This window comes from Salinivibrio costicola subsp. alcaliphilus, assembly GCF_001996185.1.
Taxonomy (GTDB): Bacteria; Pseudomonadota; Gammaproteobacteria; order Enterobacterales; family Vibrionaceae; genus Salinivibrio; species Salinivibrio costicola.
This window is the reverse complement of the sequence record NZ_MUFR01000021.1, coordinates 21,960-43,863: the sequence shown is the minus strand read 5'-3', so window position 1 is coordinate 43,863 and position 21,904 is coordinate 21,960. Positions and strand designations below refer to the sequence as shown.

The window sequence follows — 21,904 nt, the reverse complement described above, 5'->3', positions numbered from 1 at the left end:
CTCTATCTCCTTTTCATTCCTTTTTTATTCGGTTAGTTCTGGAAGGTCATTTTCAGTTCTTCCTGATCGCCATTCTTTGCTTTCAGATTTTCTAATCGCAAAATGCATCCAGGTTAACGCCAAACTGCATAATACAAAGAGCAACATAAAGCATGTTTGCCAGACTCCAACTAGATCATTTAACATGCCAAATGTCAGAGGAAGAAAGAAGCCACCAAGCCCGCCAACCATACCAACAGCACCACTTACAACACCCACATTATTGGGATAATAAACAGGGATATGTTTAAAAACTGCCGCTTTTCCTAAAGACATGAAAAAACCTAGCACGATACAGATTACAGCAAATTGATAGACGTTAGTTTCTAATGAGAAATTAATAACACCTCGTATTCCCTCAACACTGTAATGTGTATTGGGATAACTAAGAATAAAGGTGCAGACTACTGATGCGATAAACGTCCAGTACATCACTTTACGAGCACCATACCTGTCCGATAATATTCCACCAAGTATTCTAAACAGTGAACCTGGAACCGTGTAAAGCCCTACTATCAAGCCTGCTTGAGCCAAGGATACATCGAATACACCGATTGTATATTGGGGTAACCATAGTGCTAATGCCACAAAGGCGCCGAAAACAAAAAAGTAGTACAAGGAGAATCGCCAGACCCTCACCTCTTTCAAAGGCTGGAGCTGGCTATATATAGATACTTGCTCTCGCGGTGTTTCTCGTCGTTCGTTTTTTGCGAGAAAAAAAAATCCAACTCCTGCTGTAGCCAAAATAATTGCATAAACTTGTACTGCACTGCGCCAGTCCATGACCAGTAAGAGCATTGGCATACAGAGTGAGGTCACAAAAGAGCCGACATTTCCCGCGCCAAATATCCCTAAAGCTGTACCTTGTTGGTTTTTCTTAAACCACGCCGATATATATGCCACACCAACAACGAAGCTACCACCTGCCAAGCCAATGCCCAGTGCGCAAAGCAACAGCAAGTAGTAACTGTGAGATAGACTCAGCAACCATGCAGAACCGGACGACAGGAGCATGACAACCGCAAAAACAGTACGGCCCCCAAAGTAGTCAGACGCGATTCCCAAAAACAATCGACTGACTGAACCTGTGAGAATCGGTGTCGCCATTAACAGCCCCAGTTCCGTGCTAGAAAGCTGAAACTCTTCCGCTATTTTTACACCCAATATGGAAAATACCGTCCACATGGCAAAACAAAGCGTAAACGAAAATGTTGACATTCCCAACGCAAATCTCTGTTGCGCCTTTGAACTATCGACTGCCTGTGCCATATGGCTTTCCTCCGACTCATAGCTAGATAAAACTTATAAGATAAAGAAGGAAACCTCCATACACTTAAAGTATCATGATTTACTCAAAAAGTACTCCATTGGTAGTATGCAATAGTATTAAACATTATGTAATTCTACATATAGAAAGACATTAATAGGAACTAAACTGAATTTAAAATGAACTAGACTAGAACAATATGGCACCGCCATGCATAACCAACTGAAATTATAAGGAAAATAATTTAATTACCTACTATTAGATACTCACTCTGCACCAAAAAATGGTGTCCGAGTACCTCCTGCTAGTCATTGTTTTCTTTTTCATTGAGTGCTTTATTAAAGGAAAGTAAGAAATCCTTTTCTGTTTGAATCATGGGGGAGTAAATGGGAAATATTTATCGTTGGGAGCCAGAAGACAATGAATTCTGGGAGCAGTCCGGTAAGCGAATAGCCTACCGAAATCTATGGATCTCTATCCCTAGTCTTCTTTCCGGATTTGCGGTTTGGTTATACTGGGGTATATTAACCGTACAAATGATTAATGCTGGTTATGATTTCAAGCCAGAAGAATTGTTTACACTGACAGCGATTGCCGGTCTCTCAGGCGCGACATTACGAATACCAAGTAGCTTTTTTATTCGTTTTTGTGGTGGGAGAAATACCATTTTCTTCACTACTACGTTACTGATTATACCAGCTTTTTTTACCGGTGCGGCACTAAAAGACCCAACTACGCCGCTTTGGCAGTATCAATTGTTGGCTCTTCTGTCTGGTATTGGCGGAGGAAATTTTGCATCCTCAATGTCGAACATAAGCTTCTTTTTTCCTAAGAAAAAGCAAGGCTTAGCACTAGGTTTAAATGCTGGACTGGGTAACTTTGGTGTGACTACCATGCAAATTCTGATACCTTGGATAATGACATTTGCAGCATTTGGATCGCTAAGTGGAGATCCCACAACACTCTTAACTGATTCTGGAACTATCATTGGAAAAATAAATGCGGGCACGACCACTTGGGTTCAGAATGGAGGATATGTTTGGTTAACACTTCTTCTCCCATTAGCTGTTTTTAGTTGGTTTGGCATGAATAATATTGCCACGAAAGAAGTTACTCCGACTTTACCATCTTTTACAAAAGCAGCCGTAATGATTAGTATAATGATAATCATTGGTTTATTTACATCAGCGATCGGTCTTTGGTTAATATTACCTGAAAGTGCGAATGGTAGCGGCTGGCAAGTACCTAAAGATGTTGCACTTATATTGGTATTATTATCTACATTATTTCTATTGAAGTCATTACCTGGTGCTATTAGTAAAAGCTTAACACACCAGTATCGTATCTTCAAAAACAAGCATACATGGATCATGAGTGTCATTTATACCATGACATTTGGTTCATTTATTGGCTTTTCCGCTGCGTTTCCATTGGCAATTCAACTGATCTTTGGCTATAAGCATATCATCGTGGATGGAGTGATGACTCACTCAACCCCTAATCCCGCCGGGCCGAGTGCACTTACTTATGCGTGGATGGCTCCTTTTATTGGCGCACTCGTGCGACCTGTTGGCGGCTGGTTAGGTGATAAGTTTGGCGGCTCAAAAGTGACCCAAGTGTGTGCTGCTGTCATGGCACTATCTGCACTTGGTGCAGCCTACTATATGGCACAGGCATATGAATCAGAAACACCGCAAGAGTATTTTCTGCCTTTCTTCGTACTGTTCTTATTCTTGTTTACCGCATCCGGAGTAGCGAACGGTTCGGTATTCCGCAGTATTGCGATCATTTTCCCCAAGTCAGAAGCGGGTCCTGTTTTAGGATGGACATCAGCCGTTGCCGCATACGGTGCGTTCTACATTCCAATGGTGTTTGGTGAACAAATTGAAATGTCTACACCTGATCACGCTTTGATAGGTTTTGCTATTTTTTATATTGTGTGTATGTTAGTTAACTGGTTCTTTTACTTCCGTAAAGACGTAGAATATTACAATCCATAATGTACCATTAAAAATATATCTAGGCAGTTTTAGACTGCCTTTCATTAAAGGAATAGAGATGAATATAACTAACTATCAAGAACTTATCGAAGCAACTCAACTACAACCTGAACCTCAAAGATTACTATTTGTCTTCGCAAAAGCGGAGTTACCAGAAGGTCATACTATTCAACAAAAAACGACATTTAGTGCGGGTTCAGGAGGTACGTTAATGCCGGTATTGTGCGTTGATAAGTTACCTCAAGAGGTTGTGGATTTTTCACAACTTGTTTTAGAGTCTAATCAAACCGGAATAGTTTGGGACGTGGTATTCATTTCTGCGCTCGATGGACGAGGTGGCTACCCACCCAATAGCGATCAGGCGCAACAGCCACTAAGAATGATGCTGAATCAAATAAATGAAGGAAAAATCGGCATGTTTATTACGGCAAATAGAAACGGAGATTTAATTTCACTCAACCCTGCTTAACAAGGTAAAAACTATAATGCTAGATGAACATGAGTATCAACGCTATGATCGCCAAATTGCTCTCAAATGTGTGGATATCGAAGGCCAAGAGCGGCTCAAAGCGACTCGCATTTTGGTGATAGGCGCTGGCGGCTTGGGATCCGCCGCGGCTCCATATCTCGCCTCCTCTGGAGTGGGCCACATTACAATATCTGATTTTGATAAAGTGGAACTGTCTAACCTACACCGACAAACCTGCTTTACTGAAAATGATATCGGCCGCTATAAATCTGAAGCGATGTGCGATCGTCTGCTTACTAATAATAGTCATATTTCTTGTGTACCAATAACGTCGAAGCAGTCCTCGCAACTATTAACTGAAGCGATTATCGAGCATGATCTCGTCCTTGACTGTACCGACAACAAGCCTACGCGAGAGCTCATCAATGAAATCTGTTGGCAGCAAAAAACCTTACTAATTTCAGGATCTGCCATTCGTACCGAGGGACAGGTAGGTGTTTTTACTGCCAATAAGAATGAGGCCTGTTATCAATGTATAAGCTCACAGTTTAGCGACGCTCCCTCTAGCTGTGTCATGTCTGGGATCCTCCCGCCTGTTGTGGGCATCATAGGATCAATGCAAGCACTTATCGCCATCAACAGTATTATCGCCCCGAACTCAGTGGTCACCAACGCTTTTTACTATTTCGATGGACTATCAATGGAATGGATACCATACAAAGTAAAGCCCGCTCCCGCATGCAAAATCTGTGGGTAGTTAAGGTTTAGCAAAGCTTGCCACTTTAGGCATAGGAGTGTTGATGATGGAACCCAAAGTATGCGTATGAATAAGACTTTACGTACAGTTACGTTAACTCTACTTTGTTTTCTTTCTGCTACGACGATGGCTGACACCTCGCCCCTTCGCGTAGCTGTGTCCGCAAATTTTAATGGTACTTTCAATGAGCTCGCCCGCGCCTATCAACGAGAGTTTAACCAACCTTTTCTGATTAGTTCTGGCTCTTCGGGCTCTCTATTCGCAAAAATCAAACACGGAGCACCCTATCATCTATTTTTTTCCGCAGATAAAATACGTCCCATCTTGTTGGAGCAAGATGGATTAGTGGTTGAGAACTCTCGTTTTACCTACGCGATTGGCATACCCGTTTTGTGGTCAAAAGACACTGATCTGCTCACTAACGCCGGAGATAAAGTCCTTAAAACATATTCCTTCAAACATCTCGCCATGGCAGATCCTCGTGTCGCTCCATACGGCCTTGCAGCCAAACAAATCATGCAACACCTTGAGCTCTGGAAGGATTTAAATAGCAATACACAAGTCGTGAAGGCGCAGTCCATCGGCCAAGCTTATGGACAGATCGCATCAGAAGCGGCGGAACTGGGTTTTTTATCTTTATCACAAGTAAAAGGCCGTGATGGGGCCATTGGCGGCTCGTACTGGATACCACCGCAATCTCTTTACGATCCCATCGTGCAACAAGCTGTCATTTTAAACTACGCAAAAAAAACGCCCCATATCTTTGATTCAGCAGTTCAATTTCTAAGCTGGGTCAGAACCAGTGAAACAGCTACAGCCATTATCAAAAACTCAGGGTACAAAATAAACCAACCATCAGTCGCAAACCAAGCGACCTTGATACGATCCAAGAAAGGCATTATTGAGCAATGATCTCCCCAAACGATATCACTGCACTGGTTATCACTCTAAAGCTCGCTTTCGTGAGCACCAGTATACTGCTCATAATTTGCACACCGCTGTCGTGGTGGCTGGTCAACACACAGTCACGCGTAAAAATCTTCGTTGAAGCGTTAGTGATGCTGCCTTTAGTCTTACCACCCACCGTGCTGGGCTTCTACCTCCTCCTACTATTGGGGCCTAATGGGTGGATAGGGGGAAGTTTAGAGGCGCTGGGCTTCAATCATTTAGCATTTTCATTTTCTGGGTTAGTGGTTGGTTCCATGATTTATTCATTACCATTCGTAATGCAACCACTTCTATCATCCTTTCAATCAGCAACTGGTGGCATATTGGACGTTGCTGCAACATTAAGAGCCTCTCCGATGGATCGTTTTTTCAATATTGTGCTTCCTTTATCACGAAGGGGTTTTTTAACCGCGGGTGTCCTTTCATTTGCACATTCATTAGGCGAGTTCGGGATCATAATAATGATTGGAGGAAACATTCCAGGGCAAACCCAAGTCGCATCTATTGCTATCTACAATCACGTCGAATCAATGAATTACGACGCCGCGCATACACTGGCAGCCATACTTGTCTCTTTGTCATTTGTTTTACTATTGGCAACCTACACAATGAATAAAAAATTCAAACCAGTGAGCTTTATATGACCATTCAAGTCGCATTGAAATTGGCCAGAGACCAGTTCCTATTGGATATTAATCTGCATTTGCCGGGAAAGGGGGTGACCGCGCTCTTTGGTCGGTCAGGCTCTGGGAAAACGACCATATTACGCAGTATTGCAGGGCTTGAAACGTTGGATAGTGCGACGGTTATTGTCAATGGGGAAACATGGCAGCGCCAAGATGCATGTTTACCCACCCATCAACGCTCTATCGGTTATGTGTTCCAAGAACCGAACCTATTTCCTCATTTAGACGTCAAAGATAATTTGTTATTTAGCTACAACCGTGTAGACAAGGAAAAACGCTATGTCAGTTTTGAAGCAACGGTAGAAAGCCTCGGACTAACCGACATTAGTCGCTGCTACCCTCACCAGTTATCTGGTGGACAAAAACAAAGAGTCGCAATTGCTAGAGCCCTGCTCACAAGCCCGAGCCTATTGCTTATGGACGAACCGATGGCTTCTCTCGACCTTTCCAGTAAAGCCGAGATCTTACCTTACATCGAATCACTACAATCGACCCTGAAGATACCTATCATCTATGTCAGCCATGCCATTGAAGAGGTCTCAAGACTTGCCGATCACATTGTGCTGTTAGATAACGGAAAAGTATTAGCGCATGGCGCAACACAAGATATGCTCACAAGGACAGATTTGTCTTTAGCGCGAGATGATAACGCGGCTGCGGTGGTTCATTGCACCGTCAAAAAGCATACAGACGACTATATGACAGTGCTAGACTTATCCAATGACCAACAATTGCATGTCCCTTTGCAGCACGTCGAAACACACAGCATCATCAAAGCGAGGGTACACGCAAAAGATGTATCAATCGCTTTAGAAGCACCACAACAATCAAGTATCAATAATTGCTTATTGGCACAGCTCATGGAGGTGAGCGACGACACGCACCCCGCCAACGTCTTGTTACGGTTGGACGTAAGTGGTCAACCGATATTATCGAGGATCAGTCGCCGGTCGTTGTCTCGACTCAAACTGCAGCCAGGACAAATGCTCTATGCCCTGGTTAAAGCGGTTAGTTTTGATTATTAACTAACCGCTCCCCCAGTTATATCGGCTAGATAGCCCTAGACAACTGTCTAAACAACGTATACGCCTGAGTCACTTGCTCCCCTGTGACAACAAACCCAGTTAGCTGCTGATCGTCATCAGAGGCTCGCACCACTATCCCCGAACTGACCATATTGATATCCCAGCATATTGCCGAATGGATATCACCTGCCATGTAGATGGGATAATTGGGGGTTTTAACTTTAACCATAATAGCGGGTAACGTTAAACCGCCATCAACGCCAAGAAGCTGCTTACCAAGCGTACTAGCACTTAAAGAAATGGCTTGTAGATAAGGTCTAATTTGGCCTTCAACCTCGGCACAATCTCCTAGCGCAAATACGTCGCTAGCGGATGTCCGCAGCGATGTATCAACGCAAATACCCTGGTTCACTTGAATGCCTGCTTGTGCCGCAAGGTTGGTATTTGGCGTCAGGCCAGCCGCTGATATAACAAGATCCACAGCAATCTTCTTGCCACTCTGCAACGTCAGTGAAAGCGACTGCTCCTGTTGATTGACTTCCACCACACTCTCACCAAGGCACAGTGTCGTGCCGAGTTGCAGCATCTGGCTCTCAAGCGGTCTAGCAACAAACTCTGGAACCAGTGTCCCAAGAAGGTGGGTATTAGGCTCAACAACCACAACGGATTTCCCGCTTCGCGCTAGATCCATCGCAATTTCAACACCTATTAATCCACCCCCTATAATGGCAACACGCTGAGCTTGACGCACATTAGGCTCTAATGCGCGCAACTCTGTCAAAGAATTCGCTGTCATTACTTGATGCGCCGCATCCCCCTGAACCGGAGGTATAAAAGTAGTTGCACCGGTTGCAAAAACCAGCTTTGAATAAAAATACTTTTGACCATTTGCGCGTACACAATGGGCCTGTGTATCGACATGCTCAACGACAGTCTGAGTCAATAAAGTAATATTGTATTCATCTGCGAACACATCAGCGTATTTTAACACTAAATCGTCCGCTGTTTGTTGTTTACTAAATACGTGGCTCAAATCCGGCTTGTGGTACTCATGGCCATCATCAGCCGTCAATACGGTCACCGGGATCTCCCGATCCATACGCCGAATTGTTTTTACCAGTTGGTAAGCAGCGAAGCCACTGCCAATAATAATAATTGGTTCAGTCATTTTCGCTCCCTAACCTTGGTATGTTGTAAAAACATCTTTGCCTAGATGGCACTCAGGACATAAGAAGTATCCCGGAACATCACTCCATACTGTCCCAGGTTCAATACCTTGGTTAGGCTCTCCCACAGCAGGATCATAAACCCAATTACAAACAGTACAAATCATGCACTGACAGTCTGCAGAATGAGGCGGCTCTGCATCTTGGATAGGGTGTGCTTTTGGCTTTTCAGGGCTTAGTGTCGATGGTCGTGGCTTGTCGTTTTTCTCGCAAGACTCAGCCGTCGGTAACATTCGAGAGGGGCGTTTGTTGGCCCACAACTTTGCAATATACTGACCATCCTCTCGACACTTCTCCATACCATCGCGATCAGGACGCCATTTTGTTTTCAAGCTCATCGACGTTTCAAAACCAGCGTCCATAAGGCGCGTGTGGATGCGGTCAACGGCACCACCGGTCCAACCAAAACTACCAAAAGCGCCCGCCTTTTTCGCTTTAAAACGCATCCCGGTGATTTCCTCCAGCATCCCTGCGATCTTAGGCATCATGACATTATTCATCGTTGAAGAACCAACTAACACACCTTTAGAACGGAATACATTTGATAGAATTTCATTTTTGTCGTGTTTCGAAACATTAAACACTTTTACTGCGACGTCCGGATCGACGTCATGGATCCCCTGTGCGATAGCATCAGCCATCATTCGTGTATTATTCGACATAGAGTCATAAAAAATAGTGATTCTGTCTTCTTGATAGTCATCCGCCCACGCAAGGTACTGCTCGATTATTTGAATAGGGTTATCGCGCCAAACGACACCATGAGAGGTTGCGATCATATCGACAGGTAAATTAAAACTTAAAACTTCCTTTATTTTCGCCGTTACTAAACGGCTGAAAGGGGTAAGAATATTAGAATAATACCGTAAGCACTGTTCCATCAGCTCATTTTGGTCAACTTCATCATTAAACAAGCGTTCATCACAGTAATGCTGACCAAAGGCGTCATTGCTGAATAAGACGGCGTCCTCGGTTAAGTAAGTCATCATGCTATCGGGCCAGTGCAGCATGGGCGCTTCAACAAATATAAGCTGCTTACCATTCCCAATATCGATACTATCGCCGGTTTTTACCGTATTAAAATTCCACTCCGGGTGGTGATGGTGGCCCACTATCGAGTCTATCGCCGCTTCAGTGCAATATATCGGCGTGTCAGGGATCCTCTCCATCAAGGCGGACATTGCGCCGGAATGATCTTCCTCTGCGTGATTTACAACAATAAAATCGATACTTTCTAGATCGATTTCCCTTTCAAGGTTTTGCAAAAATTGTTGGCTAAAACGGTGATCAACCGTATCGATCAGTACTGTTTTCTCTTCTTGGATTAAGTAGCTGTTGTAACTTGTTCCTTTGGTGATTTTGTATTCTGTGCCATGAAAGTTCTGCACTTCCCAATCTCGTTGACCCACCCAGCGAATGTTGTTTTTTACCTGTATTGTCATGATTACTACCTTAAATGACATTGAGAACCTAATGCACTCTATATGCATTAGTCGTGCCAAGATAACTAATCATTTAAAATCAAGCACTTATATAGCAACCCACCTAAAACATTGTCTTAATGACAGCATTGATTATTGTCATTTAGACATATATGATTGTCATAAAGACACTAATACTAGATTATGACTGAATTATTCGCCCATTGGCTGCACATCACACAAGATTTAAATTCTGCACTGATTCGAAAAGACCGGTTTGATACATTATTAACGACGATAAGAGAAGTGCTGTGCTGTGATGCATCCGCACTGCTTTTGTATGAGAATCAGACCTTTATTCCTCTCGCCATTAATGGCTTATCGCATGACGTTTTAGGTCGTCGTTTTGCTCTCGCTCAGCACCCGCGTTTGGAAGCCATTGCACGAGCAGGTGATATCGTACGTTTTCCGGCTAACAGCGATTTACCAGACCCTTATGATGGATTAATTCCTAACCGTGATAGCAAGCTTCAGGTTCACTCTTGTATCGGACTTCCGCTATTAGTGGACGATCAGCTAATTGGCGCAATAACTATTGATGCGTTTGACGAAAACCAGTTTGATGGCCTTCTCAATCACGACTTACGACTTATCAGCGCACTGGCAGCTGGTGGACTACAAACAGCCTTGTTATTAGAGCAATTAGAAACACAGGCCAATGTCACACATGAGGCATTGACAGAGCGGCGGACGTTTAGTGATAAGATTATTTCCCGATCGGCGGCAATGCAGACGCTACAACAACAAATAGACGCGGTCGCGAATACGGAGTTATCAGTATTAATAACCGGGGAAACCGGGGTTGGTAAAGAGTTAGTCGCTAATGCACTCCACCAGCGTTCTGCAAGAGCGTCTAAGCCATTAGTCTATCTTAACTGCGCCGCGCTACCGGAATCCGTCGCGGAAAGTGAACTATTTGGTCACATTAAAGGGGCCTTTACCGGTGCAATTAGTGATCGAAAGGGTAAGTTCGAGCAAGCCGATAACGGCACATTATTTTTAGATGAAGTTGGCGAATTATCGTTAGAGTTGCAAGCCAAGCTACTGCGTGCACTCCAATTCGGTGATATCCAGCGGGTCGGCGATGACCGTCATATTCAAGTGAATACGCGCATCATTGCCGCGACCAATCGCGTTTTATATGAGGAAGTAACAGCCGGTCGTTTTAGAGCCGATCTATACCATCGTCTCAGTGTATTCCCTCTCCATGTTCCACCTCTTCGAGAAAGAGACGATGATGTCGTATTATTAGCCGGATTTTTTGCCGAACAGATGAAGGCTAAATTTCATCTTAGCAGCATTCGCCTGTCTGCATCGCTACTTCAAAAGCTCACACAGTATGCATGGCCTGGTAACGTACGCGAACTAGAGCATGCTATCAAACGAGCCAGTGTCCTAGCCAAATCTCGAACGCAGTCGAGGGATCTCGAGCTTACTCTGCAAGATTTTGATCTCTTTACCTCTGACGAAAAGGCGGTTAGTGCTACCCATAAACAGCAAAAAAAAGAGTCTATTGAAGTTCCAACATTAGGGCTACGCGCAGAAACAGAGAATCTTCAGAAAAGAATGATCTCGGACGCATTATCACAAAATCACGGTAATTGGGCCGCCACTGCAAGACAACTTGATATCGATGGTGGCAATTTACATCGCCTAGCAAAACGGTTGAGCCTGAAATAAGAGCGACAAACGCAAGTTACAACCCCGTGAGCTAACGCCCTATTAGAAATTTTTTGACGTATTTATTATTCGCTTTTTATTTTTCAAATCGTTTATGAGAGAGGTGTCTCGAAGCGGTGCCAGGCCGCCAAGAACTCGGTCTTCTTCCTGAATATCTCACGGATAGTCTTCTCGTTGAGGCCCGTAGTGTCGGCTACGTAGACATAGGGATGATTAAAGGACTCCTTCTCGACGCGACTGTACAGCCGCCGAGTCATGCGATGGTCGTCCACCATGTCCGGGAGCGAAGGGCGGAATGTCGTGCCGCAAGCTCGACAAGAGTAACGTCGGCGGATCACCCAGGGGATGACCCGCTTTCCGTAGACCGGGAGGTCGCGGTAAGCGACATCACGCTTGCCGAACCTGACAAACTCATTGTCTGCGCCGCACCCTTCGCAAGCTATGGGGTCGGGAGCAACTATATGAAAGCGCAACCCGTCTTCCATTTCCATGGCATTTAGTACCTGGTACTCAGGGAGACGCAATACGTTGTCAGGCAAGTGTGACATTTCGGGGCAAACCTTCCTGTATCAGAATGGTGTATTCAGTAGTTAACGAACTTTCAATTAGCCAAGGCATGTCGGTCAGCTGTTCCAGCTCTAGAAAAAATCGAGTCGCGCAAAGACTGCATCTGTATGTGTTTCTTTGCATCCTGCTATTCATTCCAGCACTCTATTCATTCGCTGTAGAAATGGGCTCTGAACCCTTCCTTAAACTCCTGATGGCTGGCCAGACAGTGGTTCTGCACCCGCGAAAACGCTTCGATTACTGCTTGGTCATCCGCTTGACGCGCCTCGTCGCCCATATCCCTGGCGGCTTCATGCACCCACCTGTCATATCCCCGGAAGCGTCCGCCGCCGGTTCCGAAAAAGCGCAATATGCGTGTCTTTTCCAAGAACGGTGGCTCGACATGATCGGCAATTAGGGGTGCGATTTCAGTTCAGCTACCTTTTCCTAGTTTTCCCGAGATATGGCCCCAGCAACTTCGCGCATATTTTCATCAAGATCGCGCATAATGGAGCGGAGCACTAGTTCTTCACTGGTGCTTTCCTGTTCTCTCGCTGAGTGTTGATAGTCATTGTCTCCCGCTATTAGCCAAGTTGGCAGGACAGTCAGGGTAATGAGTAGGATGGTCCTAACACTACAGTTTTTTAACGTCATGTTTTTTCTCTCTTGATGAACAATCAATAAATGCTCTTCTGGGCCGCTTACTCTTTTGATGGCTTGGGCGCCTGAACCCAGCCCCACTCGTCAAACAGCACGTAGACTGCGGGGATCACCAGTAGCACCAGCACGGTGGCGCTAAGCAGTCCGAACACCACCGAAATCACCAGCGGCTTGATGGCCGCCGCCTGGGTACTGGTTTCGGCCAGCAGCGGGAGCAAACCGGCGATGGTTGTAGTCGACGAGATCAGGATGGCACGCAGCCGGTCGCGGCTGGCCTGGCCGGCTGCCGCCACGGCATCCAGTCCGCTCTCGCGATGGGTCTTGATAAAGTGGATCAGCAGGATGGCATTGTTGACCACGATGCCGGCCAGGGAGGCCGCGCCGATCAGCGAGGGCGTAGAGAGGTAGTAACCCATGAGTACATGCCCCAAAATGGCGCCGATGAAGGCCAGCGGAATAGACAGCATGACGATCAGCGGTTCGATGTAACTGCGGAACTGGAAGGAGAGGATCACGAAGATTCCCACCAGCCCGATGAGTAGACCGCGGCCTATGGAGCTGCCGGTCTCAGCGGAGCGCGCCACTTGCCCCTCGAAGGTGAGCGCCACCTCGGGATGACGCTCGCGGAACTCGCTGAGCCAGCCGCTGCCGACGAGATCATCGACGATTGCCTGGCCGGTGGCATGCCGCGCATCCACGTTGGCCTCCACGGTTACGGTACGCCGTCCGTCGATGCGGGTAATGCGCGCCCACTCGCGCCGCTCCTCGGCGTTGGCCACCACCTCCAGCGGCACCCGGCCTCCTTCCGGCAGGGCAATGGTCAAATCAACCAAGTTGTCGAGAGAGGTCCTGTCCGCTTCGGCTAGGCGAATCAGCACCTCGATTTCCTGATTGCCGATGCGCAGGGTATCGGCAACCTCCCCCAGCAGCGCCGCACGCAACTGCCCGGACACCTCCTCGGCGGAGAGGCCCAAGCCATGGGCGCCCTCGGCCATCGAGAAGGTCAATTGAGGCTTGCCCAAGCGCAGGTCGTCGAAGACATTATAGACGGCTGCATAATTCTCTAGATGGTCGCCCAACTCTAGCGCCGCCGCCTTCATGGCCTCCAAGTTCTCTCCGGCCAGGCGCACTTCCACGGGCACCCCGGCGGGGCCGAAGCCGGGCTCCTGGATAATTAATCGCTGAAGCCCCTCGATCTCACCGATGGTCTCACGCCAGGCGGCGGTCAGCTCGTCCAGGGTCACCCGGCGACGCTCCGCAGTCAGCAGGTCGACGATGACGGTGGCCACATGAGGACCTGCCTCCCTGGCGCTGGGGTTGTGGTTAAAGCGCACCTGAATCGCCTCGACCAGGGATGCTCCCCCCGGCTGGTCCAGATAGTAGCGTAAATCAAGCTCACGGATTGCCGCCTCGACTCGCTCGGCCACCGCCTCGGTACGTGCTAGGGGGGTACCCTGGGGCATCAGGATACGGGCCTCCAGGACATCGCCATCAATATCCGGCATCGCCTCACTGCCCACATGCCCTCCAGCCATAAAGCCGAAAGAGCCCAGCATAATGGCGAAAATGATTCCCAACACCGCATGGCGAAATCGTATCGCCCGGTCGGCCAGCCGACCGACCGACTCGCGGAACCTGTCAAAATGTCGTTCGAATGCGACACGGAAGCGCGAGTTGTGCCCACTGGCAAGTCGCCCCACGCTGCCCTTAAGATGATGGGGCAAGATCCAGAATGCTTCGATGAGGCTCGCTGCCAGAGCGGCGATCAGCACCACCGGCAGCACTTCAAGCACCGCGCCCAGCTCGCCGGCCAGGAAGGAGAGCGGGGCGAATACCGCGACCGTGGTAAGAAACGACGAAAGTACGCCGGGTAACACCTGGCGGGTACCCGCTACCACCGCCTCCACCGGTGAGGTCCCTTTCAGGGCGTGGACGGCAATGCTGTCTGTGATCACGATGGCATCATCCATGACGATGCCGATAGCCATCAGCAGTGCCACCAAGGTGATCATATTCATTGACAGCCCGGTCAGGGCCATGACGATGAAGGCCCCCATGAAGGCCGCAGGCAGGCCCAGAACGGCCCACAGAGCTAGGCGCGGACGGAAGAAGAGGCTCATCACCAGCACCACCAACACCAGCCCCATTAAGCCGTTATCCACCAGCATCTGCAGGCGGTCGCGAACGATACTGGTCGCATCTTGGGTCAGCGTCAGAGAGATACCCCCGTCGAATCGCCGCCATTCCGCCTCAAGCAACGTGTCCAAAGACTCCTTGACCGTCAGGGCGTCGTCTCGCAGCGCCTTGCTCACCTCCAGCACCAGCGCCGGCTCACCGTTGAAGCGGATTCGCTCTTCAGCCTGCTCACCGGTCTCGGTGATGGTGGCCAGCTCGCCCAGGGTCAGCTCGCCGCCCCCGGCATCGGAGACCACTACCAGATCGGCCAGCTCAGCCAGAGAGCGGCGCTGGTCGGTGAAGCGCATAAGGATATCGCGGTCGGCGGTTTCCAGGGTGCCCAGTGGTAGGTCAAGGTTCTGACTGGCCACTCGACGTGCCAGCTCCCGCGCCGAGAGGCCGTGCTGGCCCAGTGCCTCGCGTGGCACTGCGACCTGCCACTGGCGCTGGGACCTCCCGTGGATCGCTACTTCAGCCACGCCAGGCAGCGTCATAATGCGCTCTTCCAAGCGCAGAGCGTAATCCTCGAGCTGGTGCATCGGCATATCCCCAGACACCGCCACAGCCGCCACCATGTCACTGCGATGAAGCTCCCGCACAACAGGGGAGTCGGCGCGGGCCGGCAGCTCGGTGATGGCGCTCACCTCGGTGTCGATCTCATTGAGGAAGCGAATGGCATCCCCCCCGGCTGACATGGTTGCCGTGGCACTGGCCAGGTTGTCCTGAGCCACACAGCTGAACTCGTCGAGAAATTCCACACCTTTAACGGCATCGTGCAGACGCCGACACACGGCGTCCTCGACGTCGGCGGCGCTCGCCCCGCGATAGACCACCTCCACAGACACTTCCACTGGGCGATAATCTGGGAAGGTCTCACGCTTGAGGTTGGGTGCGGCGAACAGCCCGGCAGCCAGCAGCAGCATTAGCAGCAGATTAGCGGCGGTGGGATGAGCGGCAAACCAGCGAATCATTGCCGTTCTCCTGACGTTACTTCACCCAGAGCCTGGGCGGTCAGACGTGCCTCTAGGGCCACGTCGCGGCGAGGCGCCAGCGCCATACCCTCGATGGCTGGTTGGAGGTCGTCGACGATGACCCGCTCGCCCGGGGCGAGGCCCGATTCGATCACTGCCAGGTCTCCCTGCTTGAAGGCGACGGACACCGAGCGCCTGACCAGGCGAGCGTGCTCGTCAGCAAGGTAGACCTCACCTTGATGGAGGGCCGATGCGGGGACCACGAGTTGTGCTACGGGACTGCGTGCCGACAGGCGCACTCGTGTGTACATGTCGCGCTGTAGTGGCGGATGGTTAGGTGGCCGGGCATCGCGCCAAGGCTCCTCAACCCTTACGACTACTCGCACGGCGCGGGTGGCCGGGTCGAGGCCGCTGGCCACGCGCACAACCCGACCTTCCCAGCTAACCCCGGGTGCTCCGACCAGCTCCAGCTCTGCATCGATCGAGTCAAGATCGATGCGCTCACTCAGATCTAGGATGCCGGGATCGAGCTCGACCAGTGCCACACTGCCCAGGAGGCGTCGTACCATGCTGAAGGGAAGCCGTGCCTCCACCTCGGCAGCCGCCAGGCTATCCGCCTCAAACAACCGCTGACCCACACCCACGAACTGATGAAGCTCTACGTCCACCTCACCGAGACGCAGGTCATAGGGCGCCTCGAAGCGGGTATCCTCCAAGTCATGGCGAGCTTGGGCAAGCCGCACCGATACCCGCTCGCGCTGGGCTGGTAGCAAGGCCAAGGTATTCTCAAGAGTGGCCACCGCCTGGCGCTGCCCCACAGCGCTGCGACGTTGAGCATCACGCTGAGAAATGGAGACAGCACCTGTGGCCGCCAGCCGCTCTATTCGTGAAAGCTCCTGCTCGGTAAAATCGAGTGCCTGGCGTTCCAAATCCAGCAAACGCCGGGTATTGGCCTCTTCTGCCTTGAGCTGATTCAACTCCGCCTCGGCCTCGGCGATAGCCAGCTCGTAGCGACTAGGGTCCAATGCCAGCAGCAAGGTACCTTCGTGCAGCAGGGTGCCGCTCTCCAGATGCGGGTGGCGCTCCACCACCCGGCCCGAGACGTTGGCAACGGATTGCCAGGTTTCGGCAGGGCGCGCCACGCCGTGACCACGTGCCTCAAGGCGAAACGCCAGTGGCTGCGCCTCGATCACTGCCACCACCTTGGGGGCAGGTGGTGAGTCACTGTGCTCGGGAACCTGCCGATTAACCACGAAGAAGACCAGAAGCGCCGCACCGATGGCGAGGCCAATGACTACCGCCAAAAAACGCCCCAAGCGTTGATTCAGGCCTGTCATCGGTACGCCCCTTGTGCTTTCTGGATACCATGACAGTAGAGGTGGAACGCCCCCTCGGCCTGCTCGACCATATGGTTCATATTGTCGAAAATCAGCGACTGCATGACCAGGCCTTGGATGGTGCCGATGAACTGCGTGGCGGCCATTTCGATATTCAGCTCTTGACGCAGTTCGTCAGCCTCCTGCGCCTCGTTCAACAATCTCTCGATCCGCTCACGGTAGAGAAACAGCAGCGAGCGAACCATACGTCTCGCCGGCGTCGGCCGGGCATGCTGCAGCTGCCCCATCATCAGCCGAGGCACGCCAGGATGCTCGACGATAAACGTGATATGGCCATGGAATATCGCCTCGAGCGCGGCCAGCGGGCTATTCGCCGAGGCAGCGGCCTTATCTAACAGTTTCATCACACGTTCGGTCACCCTGCCGATGACGGCCTCCCAGATCGCATCCTTGCTTGGAAAATGCCGGAACAACGCACCTTGGGTGACCCTCATGTGCTTGGCGATGCTGCCGGTGGTGATATTGGCTGGGTCATCCTGCGCGCTCAGGTCAATGACCGCGTCGACAGTGAGCTCCCGGCGCTCTTCGGCTGTCAAATTTCGTTTGTGAGTCATAACAAGTCATATAAGATAGTAATTAATTACTATCTTATGGCAACCTAGTCTACGACGCAACCAGATTCTGATTGAGGGCGTATTCGATACCTAATACATTTCGCGCGATCCGTCAGAGACCTGCACTGCGCCCATCTAGTCGCTGATTGAGAGCTAAAGGCCGATCAGGCTGCAAGGTCATCGGCATGATATTCGTCACCAAGGCATTCAAGGATTCGCACGACCTGGCTGAATCGAATTTTTCATCAGCCTTTCGTGAACCCCTTTAGGGATGTGAAGCAGCAGCTGCTTTGAGGCACCCGCCTCAACCTTTCTTGCCAACCAGGAAGTACGGAGAGAACGAAGCTTGTACAGGTGTTCGTAAAACATCGGATACACCACTTAATCCCGGTATCCATCACAAGTCCATAAGTCAACGCTCTACTGAGTTTACTTGATGTATTTTTAGTTGCCCGATTTTTGCTTTTCCAGTCGTTTGTGACGGTTAGAATTCTTAGGGATTAGATACGGTGGAACCGCTTTGCGCTCATGGTATAAGTGTCTAAGCGCAAGGATCGGGTGAGACAGTAACATTCTTGGACCAGCGTACCGCATGACCGTCTTCATCTCTTGCTTTTCTGCCTTCTTATAGCAGTGGATAGGACAACGATTGCAAGTCGGTTTGTCTTGACCATAAGGGCAACGATCCAACTTCACTTCTGCATAGTCTCTCAAATGTTGGCACGCTGAACAGAGCGACTTGCCCTGATGATGATCACGACAATAGATTTGTATCATGCATGAAACGGTTTTAAATTCTGTTATAAGCTCACCGGTTAACCACTTTGAATCCATACCTTACACCTATAAAATAGTAGCAATAATAGCGGTAAGGCATAAGAAGGATGGTAACAGTAATAGCCTGCATTAAACCCTACTCCAAGCTTACCTTTTATTAATAATAATGTGATAAGACTACCCCGCCGCGCCATCTGTGCGTGCTTGACTCAGCATGGGGCCAAATCGTACCGCAAACCAGCCATAGCTTATCGTCCAAAGCAGTGCTGATGCAGCGACCAGCTCTAGGGTATAAACTGGCCAAAACCACATGCCAAACACACGCACTAATGCTGAAATCAACAGAGCATAAAACAACCAAGAAACAGCGGGGCCCTGATAAACATTACGCCCAGTATGCCCAAGCGTGACTCGTGCAATCATGGCCAGGATCACCCCACCTAAAGTGCCTATCGCAAAAAGATGCCAAATGAGGTTTGATGCCCAAGGGTTCATCACCAACGCTTTTAATATCAATCCAAGTGGTAAAAAGACATAAAATAGATGAAGCGAAAACAGCATCGGCACCTTGTATGCTTTCCAGCCTTGCCAGCGATAGAGCCGAACACATTGAGCAATACCCGCTGTGAGCAGCAACCCACGCGCGACTATGTTATCAGTGCCGGACACCAAAGTGACGCCAATCAATAGCACAAACAGAGCGATAATCGCTCGCTCTAGCCACACAGGTGTGCTGGACACCTGTATACCCAACTTCTTCTCCGTAAAAAACGGGATCACACGGCCACCCATTACGCTAATAAGCAGCATGAACCACAACAAGGTACTGTGCCAAACTTGATTAATAGGTAGTGAGACTTCCCCTAGCTGTACGCCGTAAGACAATGCGTTAAGTAAGGCCGCCACCGCTAAAATAGGAATAAATAGGTAATTGCGCTGACGTTTAGTCACTACCACGCGATAACCCAACGACCATGCCACGCAGGCCATAAACAGGGTATCAAGTACAAGGCTCGCCCAAATCGGGACATCCACCCAGAAGCTCAACCGCGCCAACAGCCATAATGAAAAAATGGCGAAAAGCTTCAGTCCTCGGGTTCCGGGCACACCCGTCCAGTTTTGCACCGCCGTCATTAAGAACCCACCGACAATTGCCATCGAAAAGCCAAACAGCATCTCATGAGCGTGCCACCACAGGGAGGGTACGCTCAGCGAAAAAAGGTTAGGATCAGTATAAAGCCCTGCCCAAACGGTAATGACAATGCACGAATAGAGCGCTCCAAAGAGAAAAAACGGCCGAAAACCAAGTCGAAATAGGGGTGGGATCCGATCCTCTTTTTGTTTATCCGTAACGTTTAACAACATAACCAAGCACTCCGTGAGTCAATCAGTTTCTCACCCTAGCACAAAAGAATGCTTCTCAATTGATGTCAAACAAGTCTAAAACAATTTAATGTGCTACAAAAAGTAGGGTTATTTTGATGGTTTATCGACCAAGCTACACATAAGTAAACCAAAGGGCTGGACGTCACCGGTGATAACCACAACAATTTGCTCATCACCTACCCGCGCAATATTTAAGCGGTACAGATACAGCTTAAGGAGGCCCATGACCAACCCATCTAGCACAAAGTTTGCGGTTCTCGGTGCCGCGCTTATCGCCATAAGCTATGGCCTAGCTCGTTTTGCGTTTGGCCTCTTCGTGCCACCCATTCGCGATGACTTAGGGCTTCGCCCAGCGCAGATAGGTATGATTAGTGCCTTACCGCTTATCAGCTTTATTTTTGCCACTGTCATTGCCTCTCTCATCGCCGATAGGATGGGTGCAAGAATTACGGCGATTATCTCCGGCCTTTTTGGCACCGTCGGGTTAGGAGTAATTAGTCAAGCGTCGGGCGCGTTTTCACTCGGTATTGGGGTCGTTTTTTGCGGTATTTGTACGGGCTTAATGATGCCAGCCCTCACCGCAGCCATGCAGGCAATTGTAAACCGTGCTCTTCATGGTCGCGTAAGCTCAGTCATGAATGCGGGTACCAGTATTGGTGTCGTCGTTGCTGTACCTGTGGTTTTGATGTTTGAGTCGGCCTGGCGTATGGCCTATTTATCTTTTGCAGTCATTGCGGGAATCGGCGTTTTAGCGGCGTGGCGAATGCTCCCTTCTGTCTCACCTGTGACGCCAACCGATGCTGCCCCTGCGCCCCCGATCAGCCGATTGCAATGGGCCCGACTTCTTCGCTTATCACTCTTTGCATTTGCAATGGGATTTGTCTCTGCTGCGTATTGGATTTTCGCACCGGATTTGGTCATCACACTGGGAGAGCTTCCTGCCGATGCGACCGGGTGGTTATGGTTTGCCGTAGGTCTTGCCGGTCTCGGCGGCGCGATAGCCGCTGATCTAGCCGATCGCAACAATCCACCTATTACCCACTCGTTAATGTTAATGATGCTGGCCGCGAGTATGGCACTGATTGCAGCGAGCCCTAATAACCTATTGTTAACCGTATTTTCGGCATTAGTCTTTGGCCTAGCCTACATGAGTCTAACCGGATTGTACTTGATGACAGGGATCCGCCTTCTTCCTGGTCGTCTGTCTCTGGGGCCAGTATTGCCGTTTTTAGCCGTATCACTGGGCCAGGCGGTTGGATCACCCGTTTTAGGCTTATTAATAGAGCAAACAGGTTACGCGAATGCTTTTTCATTATTTGCGTCAATCAGTATTGTGGTTGCCATTATCTCCCCACTCTATCCTCGCCAGCTCGAACAGGAATGGGATGAAGAAGTGATCGAGGACACCGGTCTACAAGCGGCGTATGACCACCAACTGCATGATGATGAGGGCGAGCCCTATCGCGGGATAGAAATAGAAGAAAAGACCAAAACAGCCGAAGCAGAGCGCATAGATGAAAACTAATTACAAAAATGTTATTTAGTACAGATATAAAGTTTAAACTTGATCACAGTTCAAACACAAACTATGCTTTTTACATACTGATATGTAATTTAGTTACACACAAGGAGCGTGTTATGTTATCAGCCATTAAGGAACTGTTTACCCCTCACAAAGACTATGCAGGTCGACACATTGATGCTGTTATCGACCGGTTAGCGGCGCAAACAGGGACAGAAGCCCATGCTTGGTCTTATCTCCGAGAGCAAGCTGTGTATGAGAATACATTAAACGGCATGCGTATTTACCCGCATGAGCTGAGAAAGTACGCGGCTTAAAACAGACTGCACTCAGGACAC

At 49.3% G+C, this 21,904-nt stretch carries 17 protein-coding genes and 1 pseudogene; 9 read left to right on the top strand and 9 right to left on the bottom strand.

Annotated elements, in window-relative coordinates:
• Positions 1-24 precede the first annotated feature (24 nt).
• Positions 25-1,308: an MFS transporter gene (locus BZJ21_RS08880; RefSeq protein ID WP_069363095.1), complete on the bottom strand. Its 1,284-nt coding sequence runs from the start codon at positions 1,306-1,308 to the stop codon at positions 25-27.
• A 384-nt stretch (positions 1,309-1,692) separates the two neighbouring features.
• On the opposite strand from BZJ21_RS08880, the gene BZJ21_RS08875 reads away from it, so the two are divergent.
• The 6 genes from BZJ21_RS08875 to modC all read left to right on the top strand — a co-directional run bounded on the left by BZJ21_RS08875 (position 1,693) and on the right by modC (position 7,191).
• Positions 1,693-3,306: an MFS transporter gene (locus BZJ21_RS08875; protein WP_021022848.1), complete on the top strand. Its 1,614-nt coding sequence runs from the start codon at positions 1,693-1,695 to the stop codon at positions 3,304-3,306.
• Between the two features lie 58 nt (positions 3,307-3,364).
• Positions 3,365-3,775, top strand: coding sequence for a hypothetical protein (locus tag BZJ21_RS08870; protein WP_021022847.1), 411 nt, complete (start codon positions 3,365-3,367; stop codon positions 3,773-3,775).
• A gap of 16 nt (positions 3,776-3,791) precedes the next feature.
• The gene (locus tag BZJ21_RS08865; protein WP_069363097.1) at positions 3,792-4,532 is read left to right on the top strand and encodes a HesA/MoeB/ThiF family protein; all 741 of its coding nucleotides are present in this window, start codon (positions 3,792-3,794) and stop codon (positions 4,530-4,532) included.
• Between the two features lie 66 nt (positions 4,533-4,598).
• A complete protein-coding gene (gene modA, locus BZJ21_RS08860) occupies positions 4,599-5,444 on the top strand; it encodes a molybdate ABC transporter substrate-binding protein (protein ID WP_158075515.1) in 846 nt (281 codons plus the stop codon).
• Positions 5,441-6,124 carry a molybdate ABC transporter permease subunit gene (gene modB / locus BZJ21_RS08855; RefSeq protein ID WP_021023452.1) on the top strand — a complete coding sequence of 228 codons (684 nt, stop codon included), beginning with the start codon at positions 5,441-5,443 and terminating at the stop codon, positions 6,122-6,124. Before modA ends, modB begins: the two co-directional genes overlap by 4 nt.
• Positions 6,121-7,191: a molybdenum ABC transporter ATP-binding protein gene (gene modC / locus BZJ21_RS08850; protein ID WP_077669591.1), complete on the top strand. Its 1,071-nt coding sequence runs from the start codon at positions 6,121-6,123 to the stop codon at positions 7,189-7,191. The genes modB and modC overlap by 4 nt, the downstream gene beginning before the upstream one ends.
• Positions 7,192-7,216: 25 nt before the next feature.
• Here modC and norW read toward each other — a convergent pair whose 3' ends face one another.
• Complete coding sequence (gene norW, locus BZJ21_RS08845; protein WP_077669590.1) at positions 7,217-8,359, bottom strand: NADH:flavorubredoxin reductase NorW; 1,143 nt, start codon at positions 8,357-8,359, stop codon at positions 7,217-7,219.
• Between the two features lie 9 nt (positions 8,360-8,368).
• Entirely contained in the window at positions 8,369-9,859 is a 1,491-nt protein-coding gene (gene norV / locus BZJ21_RS08840; RefSeq protein WP_077669589.1) for an anaerobic nitric oxide reductase flavorubredoxin, read from the bottom strand.
• 183 nt (positions 9,860-10,042) lie between these two features.
• Here norV and norR point away from each other — a divergent pair, with 183 nt between their 5' ends.
• On the top strand, positions 10,043-11,578 hold the full coding sequence (gene norR, locus BZJ21_RS08835) for a nitric oxide reductase transcriptional regulator NorR (RefSeq protein WP_077669588.1): 1,536 nt from the start codon (positions 10,043-10,045) through the stop codon (positions 11,576-11,578).
• A 101-nt stretch (positions 11,579-11,679) separates the two neighbouring features.
• Here norR and BZJ21_RS08830 read toward each other — a convergent pair.
• From BZJ21_RS08830 to BZJ21_RS08800, 6 genes and pseudogenes are all read right to left on the bottom strand, one after another.
• A pseudogene (locus BZJ21_RS08830) lies at positions 11,680-12,126 on the bottom strand (transposase family protein); the annotation flags it as partial.
• Between the two features lie 699 nt (positions 12,127-12,825).
• Positions 12,826-15,930, bottom strand: coding sequence for an efflux RND transporter permease subunit (locus tag BZJ21_RS08820; RefSeq protein WP_077669587.1), 3,105 nt, complete (start codon positions 15,928-15,930; stop codon positions 12,826-12,828).
• The gene (locus tag BZJ21_RS08815) at positions 15,927-17,267 is read right to left on the bottom strand and encodes an efflux RND transporter periplasmic adaptor subunit (RefSeq protein ID WP_077669586.1); all 1,341 of its coding nucleotides are present in this window, start codon (positions 17,265-17,267) and stop codon (positions 15,927-15,929) included. Before BZJ21_RS08815 ends, BZJ21_RS08820 begins: the two co-directional genes overlap by 4 nt.
• On the bottom strand, positions 17,264-17,881 hold the full coding sequence (locus tag BZJ21_RS08810) for a TetR/AcrR family transcriptional regulator (RefSeq protein ID WP_077660827.1): 618 nt from the start codon (positions 17,879-17,881) through the stop codon (positions 17,264-17,266). The genes BZJ21_RS08815 and BZJ21_RS08810 overlap by 4 nt, the downstream gene beginning before the upstream one ends.
• 444 nt (positions 17,882-18,325) lie before the next feature.
• Positions 18,326-18,715: a nitrous oxide-stimulated promoter family protein gene (locus BZJ21_RS08805; RefSeq protein WP_077669585.1), complete on the bottom strand. Its 390-nt coding sequence runs from the start codon at positions 18,713-18,715 to the stop codon at positions 18,326-18,328.
• A 120-nt stretch (positions 18,716-18,835) separates the two neighbouring features.
• The gene (locus tag BZJ21_RS08800; RefSeq protein ID WP_021023441.1) at positions 18,836-20,023 is read right to left on the bottom strand and encodes an NnrS family protein; all 1,188 of its coding nucleotides are present in this window, start codon (positions 20,021-20,023) and stop codon (positions 18,836-18,838) included.
• A gap of 244 nt (positions 20,024-20,267) precedes the next feature.
• Between BZJ21_RS08800 and BZJ21_RS08795 the strand changes: the two genes are divergently transcribed.
• Together BZJ21_RS08795 and BZJ21_RS08790 are read left to right on the top strand one after the other, a co-directional pair.
• Entirely contained in the window at positions 20,268-21,569 is a 1,302-nt protein-coding gene (locus tag BZJ21_RS08795) for an MFS transporter (RefSeq protein ID WP_077669584.1), read from the top strand.
• 113 nt (positions 21,570-21,682) lie between these two features.
• Positions 21,683-21,883 carry a hypothetical protein gene (locus BZJ21_RS08790; RefSeq protein WP_021023438.1) on the top strand — a complete coding sequence of 67 codons (201 nt, stop codon included), beginning with the start codon at positions 21,683-21,685 and terminating at the stop codon, positions 21,881-21,883.
• Positions 21,884-21,904 lie beyond the last annotated feature (21 nt).

Excerpts from the sequence above, each read along its gene's own strand:
- BZJ21_RS08880 (WP_069363095.1), bottom strand. The coding sequence starts at position 1,308 with ATGGCACAGGCAGTCGATAGTTCAAAGGCGCAACAGAGATTTGCGTTG.
- BZJ21_RS08875 (WP_021022848.1), top strand. The coding sequence starts at position 1,693 with ATGGGAAATATTTATCGTTGGGAGCCAGAAGACAATGAATTCTGGGAG.
- BZJ21_RS08870 (WP_021022847.1), top strand. The coding sequence starts at position 3,365 with ATGAATATAACTAACTATCAAGAACTTATCGAAGCAACTCAACTACAA.
- BZJ21_RS08865 (WP_069363097.1), top strand. The coding sequence starts at position 3,792 with ATGCTAGATGAACATGAGTATCAACGCTATGATCGCCAAATTGCTCTC.
- modA (WP_158075515.1), top strand. The coding sequence starts at position 4,599 with ATGAATAAGACTTTACGTACAGTTACGTTAACTCTACTTTGTTTTCTT.
- modB (WP_021023452.1), top strand. The coding sequence starts at position 5,441 with ATGATCTCCCCAAACGATATCACTGCACTGGTTATCACTCTAAAGCTC.
- modC (WP_077669591.1), top strand. The coding sequence starts at position 6,121 with ATGACCATTCAAGTCGCATTGAAATTGGCCAGAGACCAGTTCCTATTG.
- norW (WP_077669590.1), bottom strand. The coding sequence starts at position 8,359 with ATGACTGAACCAATTATTATTATTGGCAGTGGCTTCGCTGCTTACCAA.
- norV (WP_077669589.1), bottom strand. The coding sequence starts at position 9,859 with ATGACAATACAGGTAAAAAACAACATTCGCTGGGTGGGTCAACGAGAT.
- norR (WP_077669588.1), top strand. The coding sequence starts at position 10,043 with ATGACTGAATTATTCGCCCATTGGCTGCACATCACACAAGATTTAAAT.
- BZJ21_RS08820 (WP_077669587.1), bottom strand. The coding sequence starts at position 15,930 with ATGATTCGCTGGTTTGCCGCTCATCCCACCGCCGCTAATCTGCTGCTA.
- BZJ21_RS08815 (WP_077669586.1), bottom strand. The coding sequence starts at position 17,267 with ATGACAGGCCTGAATCAACGCTTGGGGCGTTTTTTGGCGGTAGTCATT.
- BZJ21_RS08810 (WP_077660827.1), bottom strand. The coding sequence starts at position 17,881 with ATGACTCACAAACGAAATTTGACAGCCGAAGAGCGCCGGGAGCTCACT.
- BZJ21_RS08805 (WP_077669585.1), bottom strand. The coding sequence starts at position 18,715 with ATGGATTCAAAGTGGTTAACCGGTGAGCTTATAACAGAATTTAAAACC.
- BZJ21_RS08800 (WP_021023441.1), bottom strand. The coding sequence starts at position 20,023 with ATGTTGTTAAACGTTACGGATAAACAAAAAGAGGATCGGATCCCACCC.
- BZJ21_RS08795 (WP_077669584.1), top strand. The coding sequence starts at position 20,268 with ATGACCAACCCATCTAGCACAAAGTTTGCGGTTCTCGGTGCCGCGCTT.
- BZJ21_RS08790 (WP_021023438.1), top strand. The coding sequence starts at position 21,683 with ATGTTATCAGCCATTAAGGAACTGTTTACCCCTCACAAAGACTATGCA.